Genomic DNA, 23157 nt, shown 5'->3' on the forward strand with positions numbered 1-23157 from the left:
CGATAGCGCCGGGCGTTGCCCCTTGTGCCCGCCCTCCCCGCCCACCATCTCGCCGGGAGACACCCCCGTCAGCCACCCGCTGGAGAGGCGATGCCCCACACCGATGCCCTGCTTCGCGCCCACGACCTGCACCGACACTACCGCGAGGCCGGCGGCCACGGCGAGCGCCGGGTGCTCGAGGGCGTCGGCCTCAGCGCCCATGCCGGCGAGTGCGTGGCGCTGCTCGGGCGCAGCGGCTCGGGCAAGTCGACGCTGCTCAACCTGCTCGCCGGCATCGACCGGCCCGATCACGGCTGGGTGGAGATCGACGGCACGCGGCTCTCGACCCTCGGCGAACCGGCGCTGACCCGGCTGCGCCGCCGCCGCGTCGGCTTCATCTATCAGTCGTTCAACCTGATCGACGAGCTGACCGTGGCCGAGAACCTCGCCCTGCCGCTGGCACTCGACGGCGTGCGCGCCCGTGAGGCGCAACCGCGCTGTAGCGCGATGCTCGAACGCCTCGGGCTCGACGGTCGCGCCGAGGCCTTCCCCGACCAGCTCTCCGGCGGCGAGCAGCAGCGCGTGGCGATCGGTCGGGCGCTGATCCACGCGCCCGCGCTGGTGCTCGCCGACGAGCCCACCGGCAACCTCGACGCCGACACCGGCGCGCGGGTGCTGGAGCTGCTCGCGGCGCTGTTTCGCGAGCAGGGGCGCGCCCTGGTGCTGGTCACCCACAGCCGCGCGGTGGCGGCGATCGCCGATCGGGTGCTGACCCTCGAACGCGGCCGGCTGTGCACCGACGATACGGCGCTGTCCTGGTGATCCCGCTGCTCGCCCGCATCAGCCTGCGCCAGCTCTCGCGCCAGCCCTGGCAGAGCGCGCTGGCGGTGCTCGGCATCGCCCTCGGGGTCGCGGTGGTGGTCGCGGTGGGGCTGGCCAACGACAGCGCGCGCCGCGCCATCGCGCTCTCGGTCGAGCAGCTCGACGGCCGCGCCAGTCATCGCATCGAGTCGAGCGGCACGGGCATCGCCGACGCCGAGGCCGCGCGACTGCTGCGGGCCCTCGCCCCCTACCCGGCCACACCGGTGATCGAGCAACCGCTGCGCCTCGAGGGCGAGGGCCTCACCCTGCTCGGCATCGATCTGCTCCAGGCCGACGCGCTGCGCGGCGACGCGCTCGCCGCCGAGGCCCTGCCCGACCCGGCGCGGCTCGCCGCCCTGCTCACCGAGCCCGGCGCACTGCTGCTCGGCGCGACCGATGCCCGCCGTCTCGGCGCGGTCCCCGGCGACCGGCTGAGCGTACGTCACGGCGGCCACACCCGGCAGGCGCGACTGGTCGGGGTGATCGCGCAGGGACTCGACGGCCTCGCGCTCGCCGATCTCGGCAGCGCCCAGTGGCTTGCCGGGCGCGACGGCGTGGTCGATCGCATCGATCTGGTGCTGCCGCCCGCGGCGGCCGCCGGGGTCGCCGCCGCGCTACCGCCGGGACTGCGGCTGGAAGCGAGCGCCCAACGCGGCGCGGCGCTCCACGAGATGACCCGCGCCTTTCGCATCAACCTGCTGGCGATGAGCCTGATCGCGCTGCTGGTCGGCGGCTTCATCGTCTATAGCACCCAGACCTTCACGGTGGTGCGCCGGCGCGCGTTGTTCGGCACCCTGCGCGCGCTCGGCGCCACCCGTACGCGGATCGCCGCACTGGTGCTCGCCGAGACCCTGGCCCTCGCCCTGGTCGGCGCACTGCTCGGGATCGCCCTCGGCATCCTCGCCGGGCGGGGGCTGGTGCAGCTGGTCGCGCGCACCATCGACGATCTCTATTTCCGCCTCGAGGTCAGCACGCTCGCGCTCGACCCCGCGACCCTGGTGCTCGGCGCCGGGCTGGCGCTCGGCGTGGCGCTGCTCGCCGCGCTCGCGCCGGCACTGGAGGCTGCCGGCGTCGCGCCGCGCGAGGCGATGCGCGCCCAGGGGCTCGAACGACGCGCCCAGGGCTGGGCCGCGCCGCTCGCCCGGCTCGGCGCCGCGCTGGCGCTGACCGGCTGGCTCGCGACCCTGCTCCCGGGGGAATCGCTCGCGCAGGGGTTCGCGCTGCTGCTCATGGTGGTGCTCGGGTTGGTGCTCTGCGTCCCGGCGCTGCTGCGCGGGGCCGCCGCCGCGCTCGCCGGGCTCGGCGCCCGGCTCGGCGCGCCGCTGGCGCTGGTGCTGGCGGCGCGCACGGTGGCCGGCTCGGTCGCCCGCACCGGCATCGCCGCGGCCGCGCTGACCCTCGCCGTAGCCACCAGCGTCGGGGTCGGGGTGATGATCGAGAGCTTCCGTCACGGCGTGATCGACTGGCTCGACCACACCCTGGAGGGCGAACTCTATGTCACCGCCGACAGCCGCGAGGCCCCGCTGCCCCCCGGTCTCGACGAGGCGCTCGTAGCGACCGACGGGGTCGCCTCGGTGATCCGTGCACGCCGCATGACGGTCACCACCCGCGAGGGCGACGCCACCCTGCTGGTACGCGACCGCCCCGCCCCCGACGCCACCGGACCGCTGCTGCGCGCGCGACTCGACGGCGACCCCTGGGCGGCTGGACGCATCCTCGTCTCCGAGCCCTATGCCCATCATCACCGTCTCGCCCCCGGCGATCGCATCGAACTGGCCACGCCTGATGGCTGGCGCCGCTTCAGCGTCGGCGCGGTGTTTCGCGACTACGGCTCGGATCGCGGTCTGCTCATGCTCCCCTACCGCGAGGCACGCGCCCACTGGGAGGGAATCGGCATCGGCTCGCTCGCCCTGAGGCTCGCCCCCGACGGCGATCCGCAACGGGTGCGCGAGCGCGTGCAGGCGCTCGCCGAGACCCACGATCGCACCCTGCTGCTGACCGCCAGCGGCGAGATCCGCACGCTCACCCTGGAGATCTTCGATCGCACCTTCGCCATCACCGAGGTGTTGCGTCTGCTCGCACTCGCCGTCGCCTTCGTCGGCGTGCTCAGCGCCCTGCTCGCGCTGCAGCTCGAACGCCGCCGCACCCACGCGCTGCTGCGTGCCACCGGGATGAGCGGCCGCACCCTGGCCCTGACGCTGCTGGCGCAGGGCTCGATCCTCGGACTGGTGGCGGGGCTGCTGGCCATCCCGCTCGGACTGGTGATGGGCGAGCTGCTGATTCGCATCATCAACGTGCGCGCCTTCGGCTGGAGCATGGCCCTGCAGATCCCGCCGCAGGCGCTCCTCTCCGGCCCCTTGCTGGCCTGGTGTGCGGCGCTCGCCGCCGCCCTGCCCCCGGCGCTGCGCGCGGGGCGCGAGCCACCCGCGCGCGGGCTGCGTGGGGACTGAATTCGATCCCCGCGTACGCCTATCGCCATCGCCCTGGACGCAGCCCGACACGAGGTCGATTATGTGTATTCTATGGAGGTCTCGAGGCGATGCCGGCCGCCACCCGCCAGGCCAGATCGCGGCAGTCGCGCCGACCCCGCCCCGGACCCCTTTCCGTCGCGCCGGATCAGCGATCCCGTGACGGTCGTCCGTGCAGGCAAACCGAAAGGGTACGGCCCCAGGGGTTTGGCCCGACAGGAATCCACAAGCGAGTGTGCGACATGGCTGAAGAAAAGAAGATCGTGACCAAGAAGACCGCCCCCAAGCGGGCCACCAGCACGGACAAGGCCGCGGCCAAGAAGACCGCGACCAAGCCGGCAACCCCGCGCAAGAAGCGCGCGAGCGCCGCGAGCACGACCAAGAGCCCTCGCACCAGCGCGCGCACCACCACCAAGAAGACCACCGCGGCGGCGGCACCGCGCGCGCAACCGAAGCCGGCGGCGAGCGCGCCAGCGGCGACGCCCGCCGCGAGCTACACCCCGCCGACGCGCTTTCTCACCGTCGACCCCGAGCACCGTCTGGCGATGATCCGCGAGGCGGCCTACTACAAGGCCGAGCGTCGCGGCTTCGCGCCCGGACACGAGCGCGAGGACTGGGTCGAGGCCGAGCGCGAGATCGACGCCATGCTGGCCCACGCACAACTCTCCGGGCGCGGCTGAGCCTGCCAGGGCGGTGCAGGGACGCGCCGGGCGCGGGCGTCAAGCGGGGGGAAGGATGGATCGATGCGTCGTCAAGACGCATGGCCGCGGCACATCCCTGTGCCGGGGCGTCGGTGGCCGGACGGACTAGAGCCCCAGCTCCTCGAGCAGGTCGGTATCGACCAGCGCCGATTGCTGCGGCGCGCCGCTCTTGACCGAACCGTCGCTCTGCTTCTGCTCGGCGAGGATGCGATCGGGATCGACCTCCTCGCGCTCGAAGTCGTGGAGCTTGAGGAACTCGGTCTTGTCCATCGCCAGCTCCATGTAGAAGACATTGCGCCGGGCGGTGGTGAAGGCGACGCGACGGGCCTGCGGACGATCGAGATTGGTGTCGATGCTGACCATCACCTCCTTGTTGATGGTGAGCATCTTCGGCTGGTTCTGGTTGATCGAGACCTGCAGATCACGACCGACGTTGCCGGTGAAGTCGCCGACGATCTGGTTCATCAGCTCGCCGAGCATGTTGGCCACCTCGTCGGAGGTGTGCACGGTGGCCAGCTCCGACTCCGAGATCCCCATGTTGGTCATGTAGGAGCGATAGATCTCCATCGCCGCCTGCGACGAGAAGTTGATGATCACCAACCCCGAGAATCCACCGTCGAACAGCACGAAGCAGCCGATGTCCGGGCGCAGACAGGTGCGGGTGATCTTCTGCACCATCGGCGAATAGCCGATCTGGTTACCCGTGGCGGTGGAGAGTACCTTCGTCACCGAACTGCACAACATCACCAGAATGTCGTCTGTCGAAATAGTCTTTGGTTTTGCCACCAGAATCGTCTCAAGCTGGATGGGCGACCCCGGGCGTCAACGGCATCGGGATCTGGGGGGCGTGGTCCACGCCACGAGGGGCGCGGACCGGCTGGCTCGGAAACCGGCGCACCGTGCCGCGCACGGCGTGCGACCGGGCCCGGGAGGACGGGTGCATTCACCCGGCGCTGTGTCCGTCATCGTCTGGAACTATAGTGGAGCGACGCGACGCCTCCAAGCCTCGGGGGACGAACCGCCCGACACCTCGTCCGTCCGATTCGCACCGGTGGGCGCGCCAGGGCTTGCGCTGGGACGCCCTTGCCACCACGCTAGCAGCCAGGACGATCGCATGACGACAGGGACGCCCCGGCCCGGACAACCCGCACAGGTACACGCCAAATGCACGCCTATGCACTGATCCCCACCGCGCTCATCGCCGCACTCGCCCTCGGCGCCTGCGGCACCACCACCACCTCGCGCACCGGCAGCGGCGCCGCCTTCGGCGCGGCCACCGGGGCCGCGATCGGCTCGCTCAGCGGCGACGCCGGCAAGGGCGCGCTGATCGGCGCCGGCGCCGGTGCCCTCGGTGGCTTTCTCTACGATCGCGACCAGAAGGCCCAGGGGCGCCGCTGAGCCAGCCGTCAGCCGTCAGCCGTCAGCCGTCAGCCGTCAGCCGTCAGCCGTCAGCCGTCAGCGACCAGCATCGCGCCGACGGCGGATCCACTGGAGGCTGATGGCTGATGGCTGAGCGCCGGATATCGCCTCGACGTCTCACCTCCCCTCGCGCCCGATGACCGGCGTGGCCGGACATCGAGCCGACGATTTCGATATCCTTAGGGGTCTATGGACCTCACCAATCAGATCATCCTCGTCGGCTCGGCGGTGCTGCTGGTCAGCATGCTCGTCGGCGTGCTCTCCAATCGCATCGGCGCGCCGCTGCTGCTGGTGTTCCTGCTCATCGGCATGCTCCTCGGCGAGCAGGGACCGGGCGGCATCGCCTTCGACGACGTGCAGACGGCGCACCTGTTCGGCAGCCTGGCGCTGGCCATCATCCTCTTCGACGGCGGGCTGGCGACCCCGATCAAGCACTTCCGCGTCGGGCTGCGACCGGCGCTGTCGCTGGCCACCCTGGGGGTGGCGATCACCGCCACCATCACCGGGCTGTTCGCCGCCTGGTGGCTGGGGCTGAACTGGCTCGAGGGGCTGCTGCTGGGGGCCATCGTCGGCTCGACCGACGCCGCGGCGGTGTTCTCGCTGCTGCGCGCGCGCGGGCTCGAACTCAAGCAGCGCGTCGGCGCCACCCTGGAGATCGAGTCGGGCAGCAACGACCCGATGGCGGTCTTCCTCACCATCGCGCTGATCGAGCTGATCATCGGCGGTGGCGACCAGGGCTTCGGGCTGGTGATGCTCACCGAGTTCGCCCGCCAGATGGGGCTGGGCGCGCTGATCGGCCTGGCCGGCGGCTTCGCCCTCACCGCACTGATCAACCGTCTGGCGATGGCCGCCGGACTGCACCCGCTGGCGGTGATGGCCGGCGGTCTGACCCTGTTCGGCCTGACCGCGGTGCTCGGCGGCAGCGGCTTCCTCGCCATCTATCTCGCCGGGCTGGTGATCGGCAACCGTCCGCTGGAGTCGACCCAGAACATCAAGCGCTTCCACGACGGTATCGCCCGGCTCTCGCAGATCGGCATGTTCCTGATGCTCGGGCTGTTGGTCACGCCCTCGCACCTGCTGCCGGTGGCCGGCGATGCGCTGCTGTTCGCGGCGGTGCTGATCCTCCTCGCCCGCCCGCTGGCGGTGTGGCTGTGCCTGCTGCCGTTCCGCTTCACCTGGCGCGAGCAGGCCTTCATCGGCTGGGTCGGACTGCGCGGCGCGGTGCCCATCATCCTCGCCCTGTTCCCGCTGCTCGCCGGCATCGAGCACGCGGCGATGTACTTCAACATCGTCTTCTTCGTGGTGCTGGTCTCGCTGCTGGTGCAGGGCTGGACGGTAGCCGGCCTGGCGCGCGCGCTGGGGCTGGAGGTGCCGCCGACCAGCCACGTGGTGCAGCGCGTCGAACTCGACATCCCCGGTCAACAGGAGCTGGAGCTGGTCGGCTACCGCCTCGCCGCCGACGCCCCGGTGCTGCTCGAGCGTCGCGCCCCGCATCTGCCCGCCGGGGTGCGCCCGGTGGCGGTGGTGCGCGAGCGCCAGCTGATCGACGCCGGCGACCTCGGCGACCTCAGGGGCGGCGACTATCTCTATCTGATGGCCGAGGCCCGCGCCCTGCCCGGGCTCGACCATCTGTTCGTCGCCCCGCCGGTGCCCGAGCGGCTCACCGAGCGCGCCTTCTTCGGCGACTTCGTGCTCGACGGCGAGGCGCAGCTCGGCGCGGTCTCGACGGTCTACGGCATGGCCATCGACCCCGCCGACCGCGAACTCACCCTCGATGCGCTGATCCGACGCAGCCTCAACCAGCACCCGGTGGTCGGCGACCGACTGGAGCTGGGCAGGATGGCGCTGGTGGTGCGCGAGGTCGAGGGCGACCGGGTGACCAAGGTGGGTCTCAAGCTCGGCTCCGACGACTGAGAGCAGATCCAGGCCACAGTCGCCGAGACCTGGGTCACGCAACACCGCTTTGAGATTGATCATCGACGGGCGGGGGCTTAGCTTATCCGACTGACAGAACCCAGGTAGATACCAACCGACCCGGGCGCCCCGGACGCGCCCGTTGATCAGGTCGTGCCGCAGCCTCTCGCCCGGAGCGACCCTCAACCCCGTCATCAAGGAAGCGATCAGGAATCCGTCATGTTCGATGCCCCCTTCGACCGCGTCGAGGCCAGCGCCCCCTTTGCCGACAGCGACTGGTTCCACGCCTGTCGACAGACCCAGACGCCCTATGTGGTGATCCGCCACACCGAGCAGCGGGCCGACGTGCTGTGGGACTTCGTCACCCTGCCCGAGTGCTGCGACGCGGCCATCCGCGCCCATTTCGAGGCGTTGGAGCAGGCCGCGCGCGCGATCTTCCTGCGCTATGCCGACGCCGAGTCGCACCTGCGCGTCAAGCCGACCCTGATCGGCTTCGACCGATTGCCGATCGAGCAGGCCGAGGCCGCCGCCGACGCGCTCTATGCCCTGGTTGCGACCTATCTGCCCGGCGCCCGCCGCGCCACCGTCACGCCCCCGCCCACGGCGACAGCGCCGCTCCCGACCCGCTCGAACCCGCAGGCCGGACAGCACGCCCGGCAAGCGTCGAAATCACCACATATAGTGCCCGATAGAGAATCTCTATCCCTACATGTTGTGATACCGATTTGACAGCACGCCCCTCTGTGTCGGATGCTCCGCGGCCTTCGACAACGGGTTCAGAACGGCTCCGCCACGACCCCTCCGACACAGGAACGCCTCGCCATGCTCAACTGGGATGACCCGCTCGCCGCCGCTCGCACCGCCAGCCCCGGAGAGGATGCCCCGCCCCCGCCGGCCACCTCGGGCCGAGAGGTCACGCGCGCGCGCCCCGGCAGCGGCCTGCTCGACAACGCCACCCTGATGTCGAGCGCCGGCGCCGCGCCGGTGGTCAGCCCCGAGCCCTTCGCCCAGGCCGCCGCCCAGCAGACCCTGCCGATCGACGAGCGCCCCGCCGCCGCGCCCGCCGGTGCCGGCGCCACCGGGCTCGAGTCGATCGCCCTCGGCGCCGGGCGCATCCGCGTCGACGACAAGCGCATCATCAACTGTCACGCCGATCTCAACCAGCTGGTGCCCTTCAAGTACGACTGGGCCTGGCAGAAGTACCTCGACGCCTGCGCCAACCACTGGATGCCGCAGGAGATCAACATGAACGCCGACATCGCCCTGTGGAAGGACCCCAAGGGTCTGACCGAGGACGAGCGCACCATCATCAAGCGCAATCTCGGTTTCTTCTCCACCGCCGACTCGCTGGTGGCCAACAACCTGGTGCTCGCCGTCTATCGCCACATCACCAACCCCGAGTGCCGCCAGTACCTGCTGCGCCAGGCCTTCGAGGAGGCGCTGCACACCCACGCCTACCAGTACGTGGTCGAGAGCCTGGGGCTCGACGAGGGCGAGATCTTCAACATGTACCGCGAGCTGCCGGCGGTGGCGCGCAAGGCCGAGTGGGCGCTGCCCTACACCCGCCACCTCGCCGACCCGCACTTCGTCACCGGCACCACCACCAACGACCAGCAGCTGTTGCGCGAGCTGATCGCCTTCTACGTCATCTTCGAGGGCATCTTCTTCTACGTCGGCTTCGTCCAGGTGCTGAGCATGGGACGGCGCAACAAGATGACCGGCACCGCCGAGCAGTTCCAGTACATCCTCCGCGACGAGTCGATGCACATGAACTTCGGCATCGACGTGATCAACCAGATCAAGCTGGAGAACCCGCACCTCTGGACCCCGGAGTTCCGCGACGAGCTGGTCGCAATGATCCGCGAGGCCGTCGAGCTGGAGTCGCAGTACGCCCGCGACACCATGCCGCGCGGCGTGCTCGGGCTCAACGCGCCGATGTTCGAGGAATACCTGCGCTTCATCGCCAACCGTCGCTGCGCCCAGATCGGCCTGCCCGAGCAGTACCGCGGCGTCACCAACCCCTTCCCGTGGATGTCCGAGGTGCTCGACCTGAAGAAGGAGAAGAACTTCTTCGAGACCCGGGTCACCGAGTACCAGACCGGCGGCGCGCTGAGCTGGGACGACTGAGCGCGGCGCGGGCGCGATGCGGGCGCTCACCCTGGCCTGGATCGGCTACGCCCTGGCGATCCTCTACGCCAGCCTGATCCCCTTCGATCTGCAGCCGCTCGCGCCCGCCGAGGCGCTCGCCCGTCTCGCCGACATCGGCTGGCTCACCCTCACCCCGGGACGGCGCGCCGACTGGATCGCCAACTTGCTCCTCTACCTGCCCTGGGCGGCGCTCGGCATGGCCGCCTGGGCGCCGCGCCTCGGCACGGCGCGCGCCGCGCTCCTCGTCGCCCTCGCCGCCACCCTGCTGGCGCTCGGCATCGAGGCGTTGCAGGTCTACTTCCCGCCGCGCACCGTCTCGCTCAATGACCCCGTCGCCGAGTTGCTCGGCACCGCCCTCGGGATTCTGCTGTGGACGCGCGCCGGACATCGGCTGGCCCGGCTCGGCGCACGACTGCGCCACCCCGGCGCGGGCGCCGTCGACGCCGCGCTCGGGCTCTTCCTGCTCGCCTATCTCGGGTTCGTCCTGTTCCCCTTCGATCTGGTGCTGGGCGTCGACGAGATCCTCGACAAGGCCGCCGCCGGACGGCTCGGCTGGCTGTGGGCGCCGGTCTCCGACCAGGGCGCGGTCTGGGCCCTGGCCCGCAGCCTCGCCGAGATCCTCACCGCGCTGCCGCTCGGCATCCTCCTCGCCCGTCACCGGCGCGGACCCGGCACCCACGCTGCCGCCGTGGTGCTCGGGCTCGCCCTCGGGCTGGCGATCGAACTCGTTCAAGTGCTGCTCGTCTCCGGCGTCTCCCAGGGCGTCTCGGTGCTCACCCGCGCGCTCGGGGCCGGACTCGGCGCTTGGCTCGTCACCGCGCTGCGCGGTCTCGACCCCGCCACCCGCGCCGCGCTCCCGCGTCATGCCCGCTGGGCTTCGCTTGCCCTGCTCGGCCCCTACCTGCTGTTGCTCGTCGAACTCCAGCTCGGCGGCCTCCCCACCCCCGAGCGCTGGCGCAACCCCGAGACCATCCTCGCCGACCTCCAGCAACTCCACTTCCTGCCCTTCTACTACCACTACTACAGCAGCGAGAGCGGCGCCCTGGTCAGCCTGGTGCTCAACCTCGGGCTCTATGGGATAGCCGGGGTGCTACTGGTGCCGTGGACCTCGGATCGATGGGGAGCGTACACTTGGGGTGGCTGGGTTGCGGTAATCGTCGGGGGCGGGTTGGCGTTCGCGGTCGAGGGGCTGCGGTTGGTGATGGGGTTGGGGGTCGATCCGACGAATGTTTGGGTTGGGGGTGGTGGGGCGTGGATTGGATGGGGGGTGGTTCGGTCTCGGTGGGTGCGGGATCGGTGGGGGTGATCGAGGAGTGGTTGGGGCTGTGCTGCTTTGGGGGAAGAGCATGGGACAGAAGCACTCGGTCAAGTCGAGTTTATTAGCATAGCATGCGGTCGCATGAAACTTAATTTTCACCCTTAAATTAAGAGGTGGGTAGTGCCCTGACTGATAGGATTTTGAATAGCTCGATGTTTTTGAGCTTTCCCGCAATGAATCACACGCACATCGTAGCGTTGTAGTGATGAATGAAGTTCCAGAGTGCACCCAGATGGTTTTCTTGGTTCTTCGAGAACGCAAGCGACTTTCTCACCAAGCGGGAGATACGCTGCCGGAGTGTACCGTTGAACCGTTCGATGTGGTTGGTTTCCCCTTGTGACTTCGCACTGGGATAATGTCGGTGTGCCGGGATGATCCGCGCATAGGCGCTCCAGAAATCTGTGTAGACGGGAGCGGAAGTCTGATATTGCGCTGGGATGGAATCCCACAGCGCCTGTGCGGAGCGCTCCGTACGATCGCCAACATGGACCCCGACGATACGCCGGGTCAGGCGATCCATAGCGAGCCAGATCCATTGTTTGTTCAGGCGTTTTCCGACAAAGGACCACAGTTCGTCGCACTCCAGGATTACTCCGTAGGATGTGGTGTTTTTTTGGTAGTGCCCTGACCGATAGGGTTTTGAATCTCTCGATGTGTTTGGCTTCCCACAATGAATCACACGCACATCTTGGCGTTGTAGTGATGAATGAAGTTCCAGAGTGCACCAAGATGGTTTTCCTGATTCTTCGAGAACGCGAGCGACTTTCTCACCAAGCGGGAGATACGCTGCCGGAGTGTACCGTTAAACCGTTCGATATGGTTGGTTTCCCCTTGTGACTTCGCACTGGGATAATGTCGGTGTGCCGGGATGATCCGCGCATAGGCGCTCCAAAAATCTGTGTAGACGGGAGCGGAAGTCTGATATTGCGCTGGGATGGAATCCCACAGAGCCTGTGCGGAGCGCTCCGTACGATCGCCAACATGGACCCCGACGATACGCCGGGTCAGGCGATCCATAGCGAGCCAGATCCATTGTTTGTTCAGGCGTTTTCCGACAAAGGACCACAGTTCGTCGCACTCCAGGATTACTCCGTAGGATGTGGTGTTTTTTTTTAGCGCGACCTGACGAGGAACCTTCTTGTACTTCTCGTTCACGTAGTTCTGCAGCCAAGCCTCGGAGACCTTCACCGCACGGGCAATTCCGGCCAGGGAGATTTTTTCCAGCAGCAACCGATCGATCAGTTCGCGGGTTTCCTGAGAAACCTGCCCCTTGGCAGGATGGATAACGAACTGGCGACCGCAATCTTGACACTTGTATAACTGCTTTTTCAGCCGGTTGAATCCATTTTTGGTCACATGGTTGGAGTGACACTGCGGACATGTCAGATACATTTTCTTCAACCTTAAAGAAATGGATTCTGATCTTATCGAAACCTATCGGTCAGGGCACTACCGTTTTTTTTTAGCGCGACCTGACGAGGAACCTTCTTGTACTTCTCGTTCACGTAGTTCTGCAGCCAAGCCTCGGAGACCTTCACCGCACGGGCAATTCCGGCCAGGGAGATTTTTTCCAGCAGCAACCGATCGATCAGTTCGCGGGTTTCCTGAGAAACCGGCCCCTTGGCAGGATGGAGAACGAACTGGCGACCGCAATCTTGACACTTGTACAACTGCTTTTTCAGCCGGTTGAATCCATTTTTAGTCACATGGTTGGAGTGACACTGCGGACATGTCAGATACATCTTCTGGTAGTGCCCTGACCGATAGGATTTTGAATCGCTCAATGTGTTTGGCTCACCCGCAGTGAGTCAAGCGCACATCGTTTCGTTGTAGTGATGAATGAAGTGCCAGAGTGCACCCAGATGGTTTTCCTGGTTTTTCGAGAATGCGAGCGACTTTCTCACCAAGCGGGAGATACGCTGCCGGAGTGTACCGTTAAACCGTTCGATATGGTTGGTTTCCCCTTGTGACTTCGCACTGGGATAATGTCGGTGTGCCGGGATGATCCGCGCATAGGCGCTCCAGAAATCTGTGTAGACGGGAGCGGAAGTCTGATATTGCGCTGGGATGGAATCCCACAGAGCCTGTGCGGAGCGCTCCGTACGATCGCCAACATGGACCCCGACGATACGCCGGGTCAGGCGATCCATGGCGAGCCAGATCCATTGTTTGTTCAGGCGTTTTCCGACAAAGGACCACAGTTCGTCGCACTCCAGGATCACTCCGTAGGGTGTGGTGTTTTTTTTAGCGCGACCTGACGAGGAACCTTCTTGTACTTCTCGTTCACGTAGTTCTGCAGCCAAGCCTCGGAGACCTTCACCGCACGGGCAATTCCGGCCAGGGAGATTTTTTCCAGCAGCAACCGATCGATCAGTTCGCGGGTTTCCTGAGAAACCGGCCCCTTGGCAGGATGGAGAACGAACTGGCGACCGCAATCTTGACACTTGTACAACTGCTTTTTCAGCCGGTTGAATCCATTTTTGGTCACATGGTTGGAGTGACACTGCGGACATGTCAGATACATCTTCTTCATCCTTAAAGCAAGAGATTCTGATCTTATCGAAACCTATCGGTCAGGGCACTACCAAGAGGTGATTATTTTATTGAAACCTATCGATTAGGACGCCACCAATGACTAATAATCTATTTAATAACACAACTCTCGATTTTCTTCGTGCGCTGGAAGAATCGCCAACAATTCGTGCAATTCTAGCGCTGGAAGAATCGCCAGCGATGCGGATGATTCGTGAAATAGATAATTCTCCGGCACTTAGGTTGATGCGAGAGATTGAAGACTCACCCTCAATGCGACTGATTCAACAAATTAAAGAATCACCGGCGATGCGAATTGTGCGCGACCCAGCCCCCCCCGCGTTGCAAATCATCAGAGATCTCGAAAAGTCGGCGGCATTTCAAGCAATTAGCAATTTGCAAGATTCACCCGCATTAAGGGCAATTAAAGCGTTTGAGGCTAGTCCTTCACTTAGCGCATTTTCCCGAATTACTGAGCAAATCAATAGCAATTTTGGCGCTCTAACCTTCTCAGAGGCTTATCAGTTTCTCGTAGATGAAATCCAAGAAGCAGAAGACGATGCTTCCTTGGTTGAAGAACTTAAAGATAAGTCCAGTCGTGCACCTTTCGGCCCATTGAGCGCAGAGTTTTATTTAAATCTCATACTCGCTCTTTTCCTCTACTATCTTTCTCAAGTATCGGCAACAGAATCAGAAGAAAAACTGCTCGAAAGAATGGAAATGCTAGAACAGACTATTTCAACTCAGCTACATAAACTTGAAAGCAGTGAAGCCAGTAGCATTTTCCTGGTAACAGATCAAGCGCTCAATTTCCGAGATGGACCAAGCATGGAAAGTAAGATTATGGAAATGCTCCCAAGAAACAAAAAGGTCATAGAGCTAAAAAGACAAAAAGATTGGATTCAAGTTAAGTACTTTGATTACGTCAACAATTTGAACAAGGTTGGTTGGGTACATAGCGGCTATATGATCGTGGTTAAGCCCAGCAATAAAAAATGAAATGCTCTAACTAACGCATCCAGCCGACCGCAAAAACGCGCAGAAAAGGGACATCCAGAGAACGGATAAAGGTGTCCCCTTCCCCAAAAATAGGTCCAGCGAAAAGTAGAGACCGACGGCATGATGGTGGCCGAGCAGAGGAGAGCCCACATGCGCAAGAGCAAGTACAGCGAGCAGCAGATCGTTGACGCACTGCGTCGTGCTGAGTCTGGAGTGGCCGTCAAGGACGTGTGCCGGGAGCTGGGCGTCAGCGCGGCGACCTTCTATCAATGGCGCTCGAAGTACGGGGGGATGGAGGCTTCGGACCTGAAGCGACTGCGCGCGCTGGAGGAGGAGAATCGCCGGCTCAAGCACATGTACGCGGATCTGAGCCTGGATCACAAGATCCTGAAGGAGATCGTCGAAAAAAAGCTCTGAGCGCCAGGGCGCGGCGCGCCCTGGCGGGTGAGTCCATGGTCGAAGGCGTGAGCAAGCGGCGCGTCTGTCGACTGCTTGGGCTGAGCCGTTCGGTGCTCGACTATCACGCCCGCCCGCGTGACGACGGGCCGCTGATCAAGGCGCTGAGCACGCTGGCCGAGCGCTATCCATCCGCCGGGTTCCGCAAACTCTATGTGCGGCTGCGCCGCGCCGGACATCCCTGGAACCACAAGCGGGTCTGGCGGGTGTATTGCGCGCTCAAGCTCAATCTGCGGCGTCGGTGCAAGCGACTCCGGGCGCTCCGCCCGCCGCAACCGCTGGTGCAACCGATCCGTCCCAACCTGCAATGGTCGGCCGACTTCATGAGCGATGCGCTGAGCAGCGGCATGAGCTATCGCACCTTCAACCTCATCGACGACTACAACCGTGAGGCGCTGCGTATCGAGGTCGACGTCTCGCTGACCTCGGCGCGCGTCATCCGCGTGCTTGAACAGGTCATCAGCGTCCGGGGGCGCCCCGAGCGTCTGCGTCTCGACAACGGGCCGGAGTTCACCAGCACCGCCTTCCAACGTTGGGCCGCCGAACGTGGTATCGCCCTCGACTTCATCAGCCCCGGGAAACCGACCCAGAACGGCTTCATCGAGCGTTTCAACGGCAGCTTCCGCCGCGAGGTCCTCGATGCCTGGCTCTTCAACACCCTCGAGGAGGTTCGCCAACAGGCAGACGACTGGCTCGACGAATACAACCTGCGCCGACCGCACGAATCGCTCGGCGATCTTTCACCCATCGAGTTTCTTAACCGCCGCGGACATGCCGCAGTGTCTATTTATGGATGGACCTAAAAAGGGGGAGTTGACAAAGGGACACCGGATAAAAGGACACCCATTTATCGTTGAAGCTCCCAAGGCCCTCTCCTACGCTTATCCCAACACCCCCAGCGGAGATGCCCCATGACTCGTCCCCGCGCCGCGCTCATATCCTTGTCCGATACGCCCTGGTATCACGTCGTCACGCGCTGCGTGCGCCGGGCGTATCTGTGTGGCTTCGATCGGCTGACCGGACGGAGCTTCGAGCATCGGCGCGGGTGGGTGGAGTTGCGGTTGCGTCAGCTCGCGGGGGTGTTCGCGATTGGGATAAAGGGACACCCATTTATCGTTGACGCTCCCAAGGCCCTCTCCTACGCTTATCCCAACACCCCTAGCGGAGATGCCCCATGACTCGTCCCCGCGCCGCGCTCGTCTCCTTGTCCGATACACCCTGGTATCACGTCGTCACGCGCTGCGTGCGCCGGGCGTATCTCTGCGGGTTCGATCGGTTGACCGGACGGAGTTTCGAGCATCGGCGGGGCTGGGTGGAATTGCGGTTGCGCCAGCTCGCGGGGGTGTTCGCGATCGATGTCGCGGCCTATGCGGTGATGAGTAATCACGTGCATCTGGTGGTGCGGGTCGATGCCGATCGGGCGGCGGGGTGGTCGGATACCGAGGTGCTGCGGCGCTGGCGGTGTCTGTTCCGGGGGCCGGTGGTGGTGGAGCGGTTTCTGTCGCCTGCGACCCGGGCGGGGATGACCGAGGCAGAGCTGGATGGAGTCGCGGGATTGGTCGCGACCTATCGGGCGCGGTTGGCGGATCTCTCGTGGTTCATGCGGGTGTTGAACGAGTCGATCGCGCGGGCGGCGAATCGGGAGGACGGGGTCCGCGGACGATTCTGGGAGGGACGGTTCCGTTCGCAGGCGATCCTCGATGAGACGGCGCTGCTGGCGGTGATGGCCTATGTCGATCTCAACCCGATTCGGGCGGGGATCGCGGAGACGCCGGAGGAGAGCGCGCATACCGGGATTGCGGCACGGATCGCCGCCTAAAGGAGATAAAGGACACCCACTTACCGTTTGACCAAACCTCGAACCCGGACGTTGACGTTAAAGGGACACCCATTTACCGTTGACGCTCTCGAGGCCCTCTCCTACGCTTCCTCCAACACCCCCAGCGGAGATGCCCCATGACTCGTCCCCGCGCATCGCTCGTCTCCCTCTCCGATACGCCCTGGTATCACGTCGTCACGCGGTGCGTGCGCCGGGCGTATCTCTGCGGCTTCGATCGGTTGACCGGACGGAGCTTCGAGCATCGGCGCGGGTGGGTGGAGTTGCGGTTGCGCCAGCTCGCGGGGGTGTTCGCGATCGATGTGGCGGCCTATGCGGTGATGAGCAATCACGTGCATCTGGTGGTGCGGGTGGATGCGGATCGAGCGGCGGGGTGGTCGGATGCCGAGGTGCTGCGGCGCTGGCGGTGTCTGTTTCGGGGACCGGAGGTGGTGGAGCGGTTTCTGTCGCCTGCGACGCGGGCGGGGATGACCGAGGCAGAGCTGGAGGTGGTCGCAGGGTTGGTTGCGACCTATCGGGCGCGGTTGGCGGATCTCTCCTGGTTCATGCGGGTGTTGAACGAGTCGATCGCGCGGGCGGCGAACCGGGAGGACGGGGTGCGCGGGCGGTTCTGGGAGGGGCGCTTTCGCTCGCAGGCGATCCTCGACGAGACGGCGCTGTTGGCGGTGATGGCCTATGTCGATCTCAACCCGATTCGGGCGGGGATCGCGGAGACGCCGGAGGACAGTGCGCATACCGGGATTGCGGCGCGGATCGCCGCCTTGCGTGCGGGCGATGATGGCGCGGCGAACGGGCGGCATCTCGTCGTAGCGCCGTCACCCGATACGGCAAAACGAGCACCGCCAGACGTCCACCCCGGCTCGCAACGCGCGCGCGCTGCCCAGGAGACCGCAACATCCGAGACTGACGCCCCGCCAGCCACGCACCCGCCCTCACCTGCCGTGACCGATCACGCCGACAGCTCGCCAGACGCTCGCAGCACCCACCTCTGGGAGACCGTCCTCGATCGCCTCCCCGCTGCCCCACTACTGCCCTTCGGCAACCCCGCCGAGGTCCCCGCAGCGATCCCCTTCACCTTCGACGGCTATCTGACCCTGGTCGACTCGCTCGGTCGCGCCCTGCATCCACGCAAGCGCGGGGCGATCCCAGCGGATCTGCCCGACATCCTCTCCCGACTCGGTATCGCGCCGGAGCGTTTCGTCGAGCACGCCGGTTTCCTGCTCAAGGGGTTTGGCGCCGCGATCGGCGCGCCAGAGCGCCTGATCGCACTCGCCGCGCGGCGGGAGTGTCGCTATCTTCGAGGTCAGAGAAGAGCCCGGTTGCTCTTCTCTCCGCCACGACAGGAGCAACACGCATGCAGCATTCAATGAAAGGAAGACACCACGGATCATGTCTGTGTGGTCGAGTCCGCTTCGAGATCGAGGGTGATTTCGACAGCTTCTATCTGTGCTATTGCACGTATTGCCAAAAGGACACGGGGTCGGCTCATGCCGCCAATCTGTTTTCACAATCCGCGCGGCTTCATTGGATCGAAGGCAAGGCACACGTCAAGACCTTCCAGTTGCCCAACACCCTGCACGAAAAGAGCTTCTGCATACACTGCGGATCGGCACTGCCGACACGATCGACACCTGACGCCCCGCTTGTCGTACCAGCAGGCTGTCTGGACTCAGTCGTCGGCAGACGCCCGGACGCGAAGATTTATGTGGAGAACCAGGCGGCTTGGACCCGTCAGAACCTGGACGAGCTTCCTCGTTTCAGCGGACCGCCAGCGCGTTGAGCCAATCACTCAGCGTGAGCGCTGAGCGCATAGCGAGGGGGTTCCGTGCTGGCGAGGGCCGCCCCCTTGTCCAGAGAACTCTTCGCCGATTCAGCCATCCCGGGCCCTCGCCTTCGATCACGCCCCCCCCTGGTTGGAGCGACTCGACCGCGCCCGACGCTCACGGAAGGCATGCAACCCTGCCAACCGATACGCCCCTCCGCGAGTCGGCGCGACAAGGAGCGAGCAACAACACAAAGCGTTGAAAACCGCCGCCGCCCGACCCATGCACAGATCTTGGTAGTCGACGCAGGATACCCCCGATATATCCATGCATATGGAGGGAAGATGGTCGTCAAATCGATTCAGCAGAAGATCGCACTCATCGGTGGACTCTGCTTGCTTGCCACCGCCGGTATCCTCGTCGGCTACGGGGTCTACTCTTCCCACTCCACCCAGAGCCTCGTCTCCGAACGCGTCGAATCCCAGGCCGAGGCAGCGGCCCTCGAAGAACTCGAAATCCTCGCCGGAAAATACGCAGGCGACATTCGGGCCAAGTTCGACACCGCCCTCGACACCGCCAGGACCATGGCCAACGTCTTCGCCGTAGCCCAGTCCGGCGCCGACCTCGACCTCGAACGCAGTCACGTCAACGCCATCCTGTTGAAGGTTCTGGAGGAAAACCCCGAATTCAACGGCACCTACTCCTGCTGGGAGCCCAACACCATCGACGGTCGTGATGCCGCATTCCGTGGCACAGGCGATGGCAACAACGATCAGACCGGCCGCTTCACCCCCTACTGGACACGCGACCCCAGCGGCAAGATCGACGTCCAGGCGCTGGTCGAGTACGACTCCGAGGAACGCCACCCAAACGGCGTGATGAAGGGCGGCTGGTACATCAACCCGAAGCGGACGGGGCGGGAAAGCATCCTCGCTCCCCTGCCCTATGTCGTGCAGGGCAAGCAGGTCTGGCTGGCGACGCTCTCGGTACCGATCATGGTCAATGGCCGATTTCAGGGCGTGGCCGGCACCGACTATGACCTCGATTTCGTCCAGCGCATCAGCCGGCAGATCTCCCAGAACATCTACGATGGCGAAGGTGACGTCGCCATCGTCAGCGAGCAAGGGCTGGTGATCGCCGCCAGCGCGCATCCCGAGCACATCGGGCAGCCCCTCAAGGCGATCGATCCCCAGGGCTGGCAGCAAAGCCTCGAGATCATCAAGCAGGAGAAGGCGCTCGCGCGCGTCGACGATGAGAGCGGGATGATCGAGGTCTTCTTCCCGATCAAGCTCGGCCGCACCGGGACCACCTGGTCGGTCATGCTCAGCGTCGACGCCCGCCTGGTCCTTGCCAAGGCCTATGCCCTGCGAGACGACATGGCCACCCAGGGACAGCGCGGCACCCTGATGCAGGTCCTCGTCAGCGTCCTGGTCGCACTGCTGGCGATGGCCGTGCTTTGGTTCGCTGCGCGCTCGATCGCCGGGCCGATCCGCCGCGCAGCGGGGCTCGCTCATGCCATCCAGACCGGGGACCTCTCGCAACGTCTTACCCATACCTCACAGGACGAGATCGGGCAGCTTGCCCGCAGCCTCGACACCATGGCCGATAGCCTGCAGGACCGTGCCGAACTCGCCGAGCAGATCTCGCGCGGCAACCTTGACCTGGATGTCGCACTGGCATCCGAGCAGGATCAGCTCGGCATCGCCCTCAAGCGTATGGTCGATAACCTCAACAACCTGGTGTCCCAAGTACAATCCGGCGCTTCACTGATCACCGAAAAGGCACAGACGGTATCGGGCCTGAGCCAGGATTTCGCCAGCGGCGCCACTCAATCGGCCGCCTCTGTCACCCAGATCAGCGCCACCATCGGCCAGATGGCAGACCAGATTCGTCAAAGCGCCGACAAGGCGGAGCGCGCAAACGCCCTCTCGAAGAATGCCGAAGCGTCGGCGCGCGACGGAGACCGGCTGATGGAAGAGCTGCGCACTGCGATGCAGCAAATCGAGCAATCGGGTCAGGACATCACCAAGATTACCCAGGTGATCGAAGAGATCGCAGCCCAAACCAACCTGCTCGCCCTGAACGCGGCCATCGAGGCGGCACGCGCCGGTGAGCACGGTCGCGGCTTCGCGGTGGTCGCCGACGAGGTGCGTCAGCTGGCGGCGCGCAGCGCCGAGGCCGCCCTGAGGTTCCCCCCGAATTTCGTCCCCCAAGGATTGACGTAGACTGACGATCAAACCTTGGAGAGCACGATGCAGAAGATCCCGAAGCGGGTATACACGCTAGAGTTCAAGGAGCAGGCGGTCAAGCGGGTGCAGTCGGGGCGCAGTATCGCCTCGGTGGCGCGCGAGATGGGCCTGGTGGAGCAGACGGTGCGCAACTGGGTGCGGCGCAGCGAGGCGGGGAAGCTGGAGTCGAGCGCGGGCAAGGCGGTGACGCCCGAGGAGATGGAGCTATCGCGGTTGCGCGCCGAGGTTGCCGAGCTTCGCGAGGAGAACACGATCCTGCGAAAAGCGACGGCGTACTTCGCGAAGGATGCGCTGTGAAGTACGCCTGGATCGATGCGCATCGCGGCGCGCACGGCCTGCGTCGGCTGTGCGCGCTGCTGGGCGTCAGTGCCAGCGGCTATCGGGCCTGGCAGCGCGGCGGCCAGCGCCAGGGGCTGAGTGACGCGCAGCTGACGCTGCTGCTGCAGACCCTCCACGCCGAGAGCGGTGGCGCCTACGGCAGTCCGCGGATGGTGCGAGCGTTGCGCGCCCGCGGCCTGAGCGCGAGTAAGGCGCGTGTGGAGCGGCTGATGCGTGCGCACGGCCTATGCGGCCGTCATCGGCGTCGCTATCGCGTCACGACCGACTCGAGCCACCGTCTTCCCGTCGCCGAGAATCTGCTCGCCCGGGACTTCCGGCCCAGCGCCCCGAATCAGGTATGGAGCGCCGATATCACCTACCTCTGGACCGACGAGGGCTGGCTCTATCTGGCCGTCGTCCTCGACCTGTTCAACCGCGAGGTCGTCGGCTGGTCGATGCGCGCCCGCATGGACGCCGAGCTGGTCATCAGCGCCCTCGACATGGCCCATGCCCGGCGCCGGCCGCCACCAGGGCTGCTGCACCACTCCGACCGGGGCAGCCAGTACGCCAGCCACGCCTTCCAACAACGCCTGCGCCGCTACGCCATGCGTTGCTCGATGAGCCGGCGCGGCAACTGCTGGGACAACGCCCCGACCGAGAGCTGGTTCAACAGCTTCAAGCACGAGCGCGTCTTCGGCGAGCGCTTCCCGACCCGCGAGGCAATGCGCGCCACGGCCTTCGAGTACATCGAGGTCTTCTACAACCGCAAGCGACTGCACTCGACACTCGGCTACCGTTCACCCGTCGAGTTCATGCAACAGTGGGAGGCGAGACAGCGCCGCGACCAGACGGTCGCATGAGACCAACCCCTTGGGGGACGAAAAAACAGGGGAACCTCAGCCCAGCAGACCGCCCAACTGATCCAAAGCACGGCGACTCGCACCACCAAGGGTCTGGAGCTCACCGATGAGACCGCCAGCGCCCTGCAGACGATCGTCTCCGGCTCCTCCGAGACATCCTCTCTGGTGGGGGATATCGCACTCGCGGCCAACGAACAGGCCAGCGGAGTCGAGCAGTTGAGCGATGCCATCTCGCAGATCGACGAGGTCATCAATCACAACAGCAACAGCGCAGAACAGTCCTCGATGGCCGCGCACACCCTCACCGAGCAAGCCGCCCAACTCGAGCAGCTGATCGCGACCTTCAAGGTTCGGACACGCTGAACCCACGCCGGCGCCCCTCAGCGGCGACGGCGGGTCGATACGCATCGCGCTGATCGGCGCCATGCTCTCGGCGGCGGACTTGCCGGCCCTCGACGAGCCGAGCAACCATCTCGACCGGCCCTCGCTGCTCGCGCTGGAGCAGCTGTTGCGCGACTACCAGGGAGCGCTGGAGGTGGTCTCCCACGACGACGCCTTTCTGGACGCGCTGGACCTGACCGCGCGCCTGGTCGGCGGCGCCGAGGGCTGGCGGCTGGAGCCGTGGACCTGAACGGCGCAGGGCGCGCCATCGCGCTCTCGTCTGTTGACAGCGACGCCCCGGGCAAGAAAGCTCAGGGCTTGGGCCGTCATGGACGCGCCCGCCCACGAACCCAGCCATTCCTCACCGGAGCCGCCGACGAGACATGCGTATCTCCTTCAGCCACACCAACATCGTCGCCCAGGACTGGAAGCGGCTCGCGACCTTCTACACCAACGTCTTCGGCTGCACGCCAAAACCACCGGAGCGGGATCTGTCCGGCGACTGGCTCGACCGCCTGACGGCCATTGACTCCGTTCACATACGGGGAATCCACCTCCTGCTGCCGGGCTTCGACGACACCGGTCCGACACTGGAGATCTTCCAATACGATCAACAGGACACGCACGCGAAGAAGGCCATCAACACCTTCGGCTTCGGCCACATCGCCTTCGCCGTCGACGATGTCGACGCCTGTCTGCAGAAGGTGCTCGATCACGGCGGATCAACCGTCGGCGAGACCGTCCATGGCGATGTCGGTGGCCTCGGCGCCATCCATCTGGTCTACGCCAAGGACCCCGAAGGCAACATCATCGAGATCCAGAAGTGGCAGGACTGAGGCAGCAGGACGAAGCGCCGCGCCGTCGACGATCTCGGTCGTCGACGGCGCGGCGCATGCGTATACGGGCACCCATGGACGGGAGCGAACGACACCCGGAGACGACGGAACGCCTCCG

21 protein-coding genes and 3 pseudogenes are annotated in these 23157 nt (G+C 65.3%); 19 read left to right on the plus strand and 5 right to left on the minus strand.

The window, feature by feature from the left end; translation table 11 throughout:
* Positions 1 to 90 precede the first annotated feature (90 nt).
* From ACAM26_RS13055 to ACAM26_RS13065, 3 genes are all read left to right on the plus strand, one after another.
* Positions 91 to 801: an ABC transporter ATP-binding protein gene (locus tag ACAM26_RS13055; protein ID WP_123140433.1), complete on the plus strand. Its 711-nt coding sequence runs from the start codon at positions 91 to 93 to the stop codon at positions 799 to 801.
* Positions 798 to 3290: an ABC transporter permease gene (locus ACAM26_RS13060; protein WP_369613857.1), complete on the plus strand. Its 2493-nt coding sequence runs from the start codon at positions 798 to 800 to the stop codon at positions 3288 to 3290. The genes ACAM26_RS13055 and ACAM26_RS13060 overlap by 4 nt, the downstream gene beginning before the upstream one ends.
* Positions 3291 to 3550: 260 nt before the next feature.
* Complete coding sequence (locus ACAM26_RS13065) at positions 3551 to 3988, plus strand: DUF2934 domain-containing protein (protein WP_165913522.1); 438 nt, start codon at positions 3551 to 3553, stop codon at positions 3986 to 3988.
* A gap of 126 nt (positions 3989 to 4114) precedes the next feature.
* Here ACAM26_RS13065 and ACAM26_RS13070 read toward each other — a convergent pair whose 3' ends face one another.
* Positions 4115 to 4795 carry a DUF3334 family protein gene (locus ACAM26_RS13070; protein WP_123141787.1) on the minus strand — a complete coding sequence of 227 codons (681 nt, stop codon included), beginning with the start codon at positions 4793 to 4795 and terminating at the stop codon, positions 4115 to 4117.
* A gap of 378 nt (positions 4796 to 5173) precedes the next feature.
* Here ACAM26_RS13070 and ACAM26_RS13075 point away from each other — a divergent pair, with 378 nt between their 5' ends.
* From ACAM26_RS13075 to ACAM26_RS13095, 5 genes are all read left to right on the plus strand, one after another.
* Positions 5174 to 5407, plus strand: coding sequence for a YMGG-like glycine zipper-containing protein (locus tag ACAM26_RS13075; protein ID WP_005223423.1), 234 nt, complete (start codon positions 5174 to 5176; stop codon positions 5405 to 5407).
* Positions 5408 to 5617: 210 nt separating this feature from the next.
* On the plus strand, positions 5618 to 7342 hold the full coding sequence (locus ACAM26_RS13080) for a potassium/proton antiporter (RefSeq protein ID WP_369613858.1): 1725 nt from the start codon (positions 5618 to 5620) through the stop codon (positions 7340 to 7342).
* 219 nt (positions 7343 to 7561) lie between these two features.
* The gene (locus ACAM26_RS13085) at positions 7562 to 8071 is read left to right on the plus strand and encodes a hypothetical protein (RefSeq protein WP_369613859.1); all 510 of its coding nucleotides are present in this window, start codon (positions 7562 to 7564) and stop codon (positions 8069 to 8071) included.
* Positions 8072 to 8164: 93 nt separating this feature from the next.
* On the plus strand, positions 8165 to 9469 hold the full coding sequence (locus ACAM26_RS13090) for a ribonucleotide-diphosphate reductase subunit beta (RefSeq protein ID WP_369613860.1): 1305 nt from the start codon (positions 8165 to 8167) through the stop codon (positions 9467 to 9469).
* Between the two features lie 16 nt (positions 9470 to 9485).
* Positions 9486 to 10796 (plus strand): VanZ family protein, encoded by a 1311-nt coding sequence (locus ACAM26_RS13095; RefSeq protein WP_369613861.1) that lies wholly within the window; start codon positions 9486 to 9488, stop codon positions 10794 to 10796.
* Between the two features lie 190 nt (positions 10797 to 10986).
* On the opposite strand, the gene ACAM26_RS13100 is transcribed toward ACAM26_RS13095, so the two are convergent.
* The 4 genes from ACAM26_RS13100 to ACAM26_RS13115 form a co-directional block, all read right to left on the minus strand.
* Positions 10987 to 11493 (minus strand): IS1 family transposase, encoded by a 507-nt coding sequence (locus ACAM26_RS13100; protein ID WP_369613862.1) that lies wholly within the window; start codon positions 11491 to 11493, stop codon positions 10987 to 10989.
* On the minus strand, positions 11484 to 12194 hold the full coding sequence (locus ACAM26_RS13105; RefSeq protein WP_369612975.1) for an IS1 family transposase: 711 nt from the start codon (positions 12192 to 12194) through the stop codon (positions 11484 to 11486). The genes ACAM26_RS13100 and ACAM26_RS13105 overlap by 10 nt, the downstream gene beginning before the upstream one ends.
* A 38-nt stretch (positions 12195 to 12232) precedes the next feature.
* On the minus strand, positions 12233 to 12550 hold the full coding sequence (locus tag ACAM26_RS13110; RefSeq protein WP_369613863.1) for a hypothetical protein: 318 nt from the start codon (positions 12548 to 12550) through the stop codon (positions 12233 to 12235).
* Positions 12551 to 12616: 66 nt separating this feature from the next.
* Positions 12617 to 13326 (minus strand): IS1 family transposase gene (locus tag ACAM26_RS13115; protein ID WP_369613789.1). Its coding sequence is split into 2 segments (ribosomal slippage): positions 12617 to 13045 and positions 13048 to 13326, totalling 708 coding nucleotides; the frame shifts between segments, so codons are not numbered across the junction.
* 113 nt (positions 13327 to 13439) lie between these two features.
* Here ACAM26_RS13115 and ACAM26_RS13120 point away from each other — a divergent pair.
* The 11 genes and pseudogenes from ACAM26_RS13120 to ACAM26_RS13170 all read left to right on the plus strand — a co-directional run bounded on the left by ACAM26_RS13120 (position 13440) and on the right by ACAM26_RS13170 (position 23039).
* Complete coding sequence (locus ACAM26_RS13120; protein ID WP_369613864.1) at positions 13440 to 14339, plus strand: SH3 domain-containing protein; 900 nt, start codon at positions 13440 to 13442, stop codon at positions 14337 to 14339.
* Positions 14340 to 14489: 150 nt separating this feature from the next.
* A protein-coding gene (locus ACAM26_RS13125; RefSeq protein ID WP_369613865.1) for an IS3 family transposase occupies positions 14490 to 15598 on the plus strand; the annotation gives its coding sequence in 2 pieces (ribosomal slippage) (positions 14490 to 14742 and positions 14742 to 15598; 1110 coding nt in all).
* A gap of 108 nt (positions 15599 to 15706) precedes the next feature.
* Positions 15707 to 15886, plus strand: a pseudogene (locus tag ACAM26_RS13130) (hypothetical protein); the annotation flags it as partial.
* A gap of 83 nt (positions 15887 to 15969) precedes the next feature.
* A pseudogene (locus tag ACAM26_RS13135) lies at positions 15970 to 16611 on the plus strand (transposase); the annotation flags it as partial.
* 140 nt (positions 16612 to 16751) lie between these two features.
* Positions 16752 to 18002, plus strand: coding sequence for a transposase (locus tag ACAM26_RS13140; protein ID WP_369613866.1), 1251 nt, complete (start codon positions 16752 to 16754; stop codon positions 18000 to 18002).
* Positions 17987 to 18412: a GFA family protein gene (locus ACAM26_RS13145; protein WP_123141380.1), complete on the plus strand. Its 426-nt coding sequence runs from the start codon at positions 17987 to 17989 to the stop codon at positions 18410 to 18412. Before ACAM26_RS13140 ends, ACAM26_RS13145 begins: the two co-directional genes overlap by 16 nt.
* A gap of 327 nt (positions 18413 to 18739) precedes the next feature.
* Entirely contained in the window at positions 18740 to 20620 is a 1881-nt protein-coding gene (locus ACAM26_RS13150) for a methyl-accepting chemotaxis protein (RefSeq protein ID WP_369613867.1), read from the plus strand.
* Positions 20621 to 20647: 27 nt separating this feature from the next.
* Positions 20648 to 21822, plus strand: a protein-coding gene (locus ACAM26_RS13155; protein WP_369613393.1) for an IS3 family transposase whose coding sequence is annotated in 2 segments (ribosomal slippage) — positions 20648 to 20900 and positions 20900 to 21822 — 1176 coding nt in all. Because the reading frame shifts where the segments join, the coding sequence is not laid out codon by codon here.
* 54 nt (positions 21823 to 21876) lie between these two features.
* Positions 21877 to 22185 (plus strand): annotated as a pseudogene (locus ACAM26_RS13160) (methyl-accepting chemotaxis protein); the annotation flags it as partial.
* A gap of 61 nt (positions 22186 to 22246) precedes the next feature.
* The gene (locus ACAM26_RS13165; RefSeq protein WP_369613868.1) at positions 22247 to 22453 is read left to right on the plus strand and encodes a hypothetical protein; all 207 of its coding nucleotides are present in this window, start codon (positions 22247 to 22249) and stop codon (positions 22451 to 22453) included.
* A gap of 133 nt (positions 22454 to 22586) precedes the next feature.
* A complete protein-coding gene (locus ACAM26_RS13170) occupies positions 22587 to 23039 on the plus strand; it encodes a VOC family protein (RefSeq protein WP_369613869.1) in 453 nt (150 codons plus the stop codon).
* Positions 23040 to 23157: the final 118 nt, after the last annotated feature.

Origin of the sequence: Marichromatium sp. PS1, assembly GCF_041155115.1 — a bacterium.
GTDB lineage: Bacteria > Pseudomonadota > Gammaproteobacteria > Chromatiales > Chromatiaceae > Marichromatium > Marichromatium gracile.

Bases quoted from the DNA above. Each gene is read 5' to 3' on its own strand.
- ACAM26_RS13055 (WP_123140433.1), top strand. From the start codon at position 91: ATGCCCCACACCGATGCCCTGCTTCGCGCCCACGACCTGCACCGACAC.
- ACAM26_RS13065 (WP_165913522.1), top strand. From the start codon at position 3,551: ATGGCTGAAGAAAAGAAGATCGTGACCAAGAAGACCGCCCCCAAGCGG.
- ACAM26_RS13075 (WP_005223423.1), top strand. From the start codon at position 5,174: ATGCACGCCTATGCACTGATCCCCACCGCGCTCATCGCCGCACTCGCC.
- ACAM26_RS13080 (WP_369613858.1), top strand. From the start codon at position 5,618: ATGGACCTCACCAATCAGATCATCCTCGTCGGCTCGGCGGTGCTGCTG.
- ACAM26_RS13085 (WP_369613859.1), top strand. From the start codon at position 7,562: ATGTTCGATGCCCCCTTCGACCGCGTCGAGGCCAGCGCCCCCTTTGCC.
- ACAM26_RS13090 (WP_369613860.1), top strand. From the start codon at position 8,165: ATGCTCAACTGGGATGACCCGCTCGCCGCCGCTCGCACCGCCAGCCCC.
- ACAM26_RS13095 (WP_369613861.1), top strand. From the start codon at position 9,486: ATGCGGGCGCTCACCCTGGCCTGGATCGGCTACGCCCTGGCGATCCTC.
- ACAM26_RS13110 (WP_369613863.1), bottom strand. From the start codon at position 12,550: ATGTATCTGACATGTCCGCAGTGTCACTCCAACCATGTGACTAAAAAT.
- ACAM26_RS13120 (WP_369613864.1), top strand. From the start codon at position 13,440: ATGACTAATAATCTATTTAATAACACAACTCTCGATTTTCTTCGTGCG.
- ACAM26_RS13140 (WP_369613866.1), top strand. From the start codon at position 16,752: ATGACTCGTCCCCGCGCATCGCTCGTCTCCCTCTCCGATACGCCCTGG.
- ACAM26_RS13145 (WP_123141380.1), top strand. From the start codon at position 17,987: ATGCAGCATTCAATGAAAGGAAGACACCACGGATCATGTCTGTGTGGT.
- ACAM26_RS13150 (WP_369613867.1), top strand. From the start codon at position 18,740: ATGGTCGTCAAATCGATTCAGCAGAAGATCGCACTCATCGGTGGACTC.
- ACAM26_RS13165 (WP_369613868.1), top strand. From the start codon at position 22,247: ATGCTCTCGGCGGCGGACTTGCCGGCCCTCGACGAGCCGAGCAACCAT.
- ACAM26_RS13170 (WP_369613869.1), top strand. From the start codon at position 22,587: ATGCGTATCTCCTTCAGCCACACCAACATCGTCGCCCAGGACTGGAAG.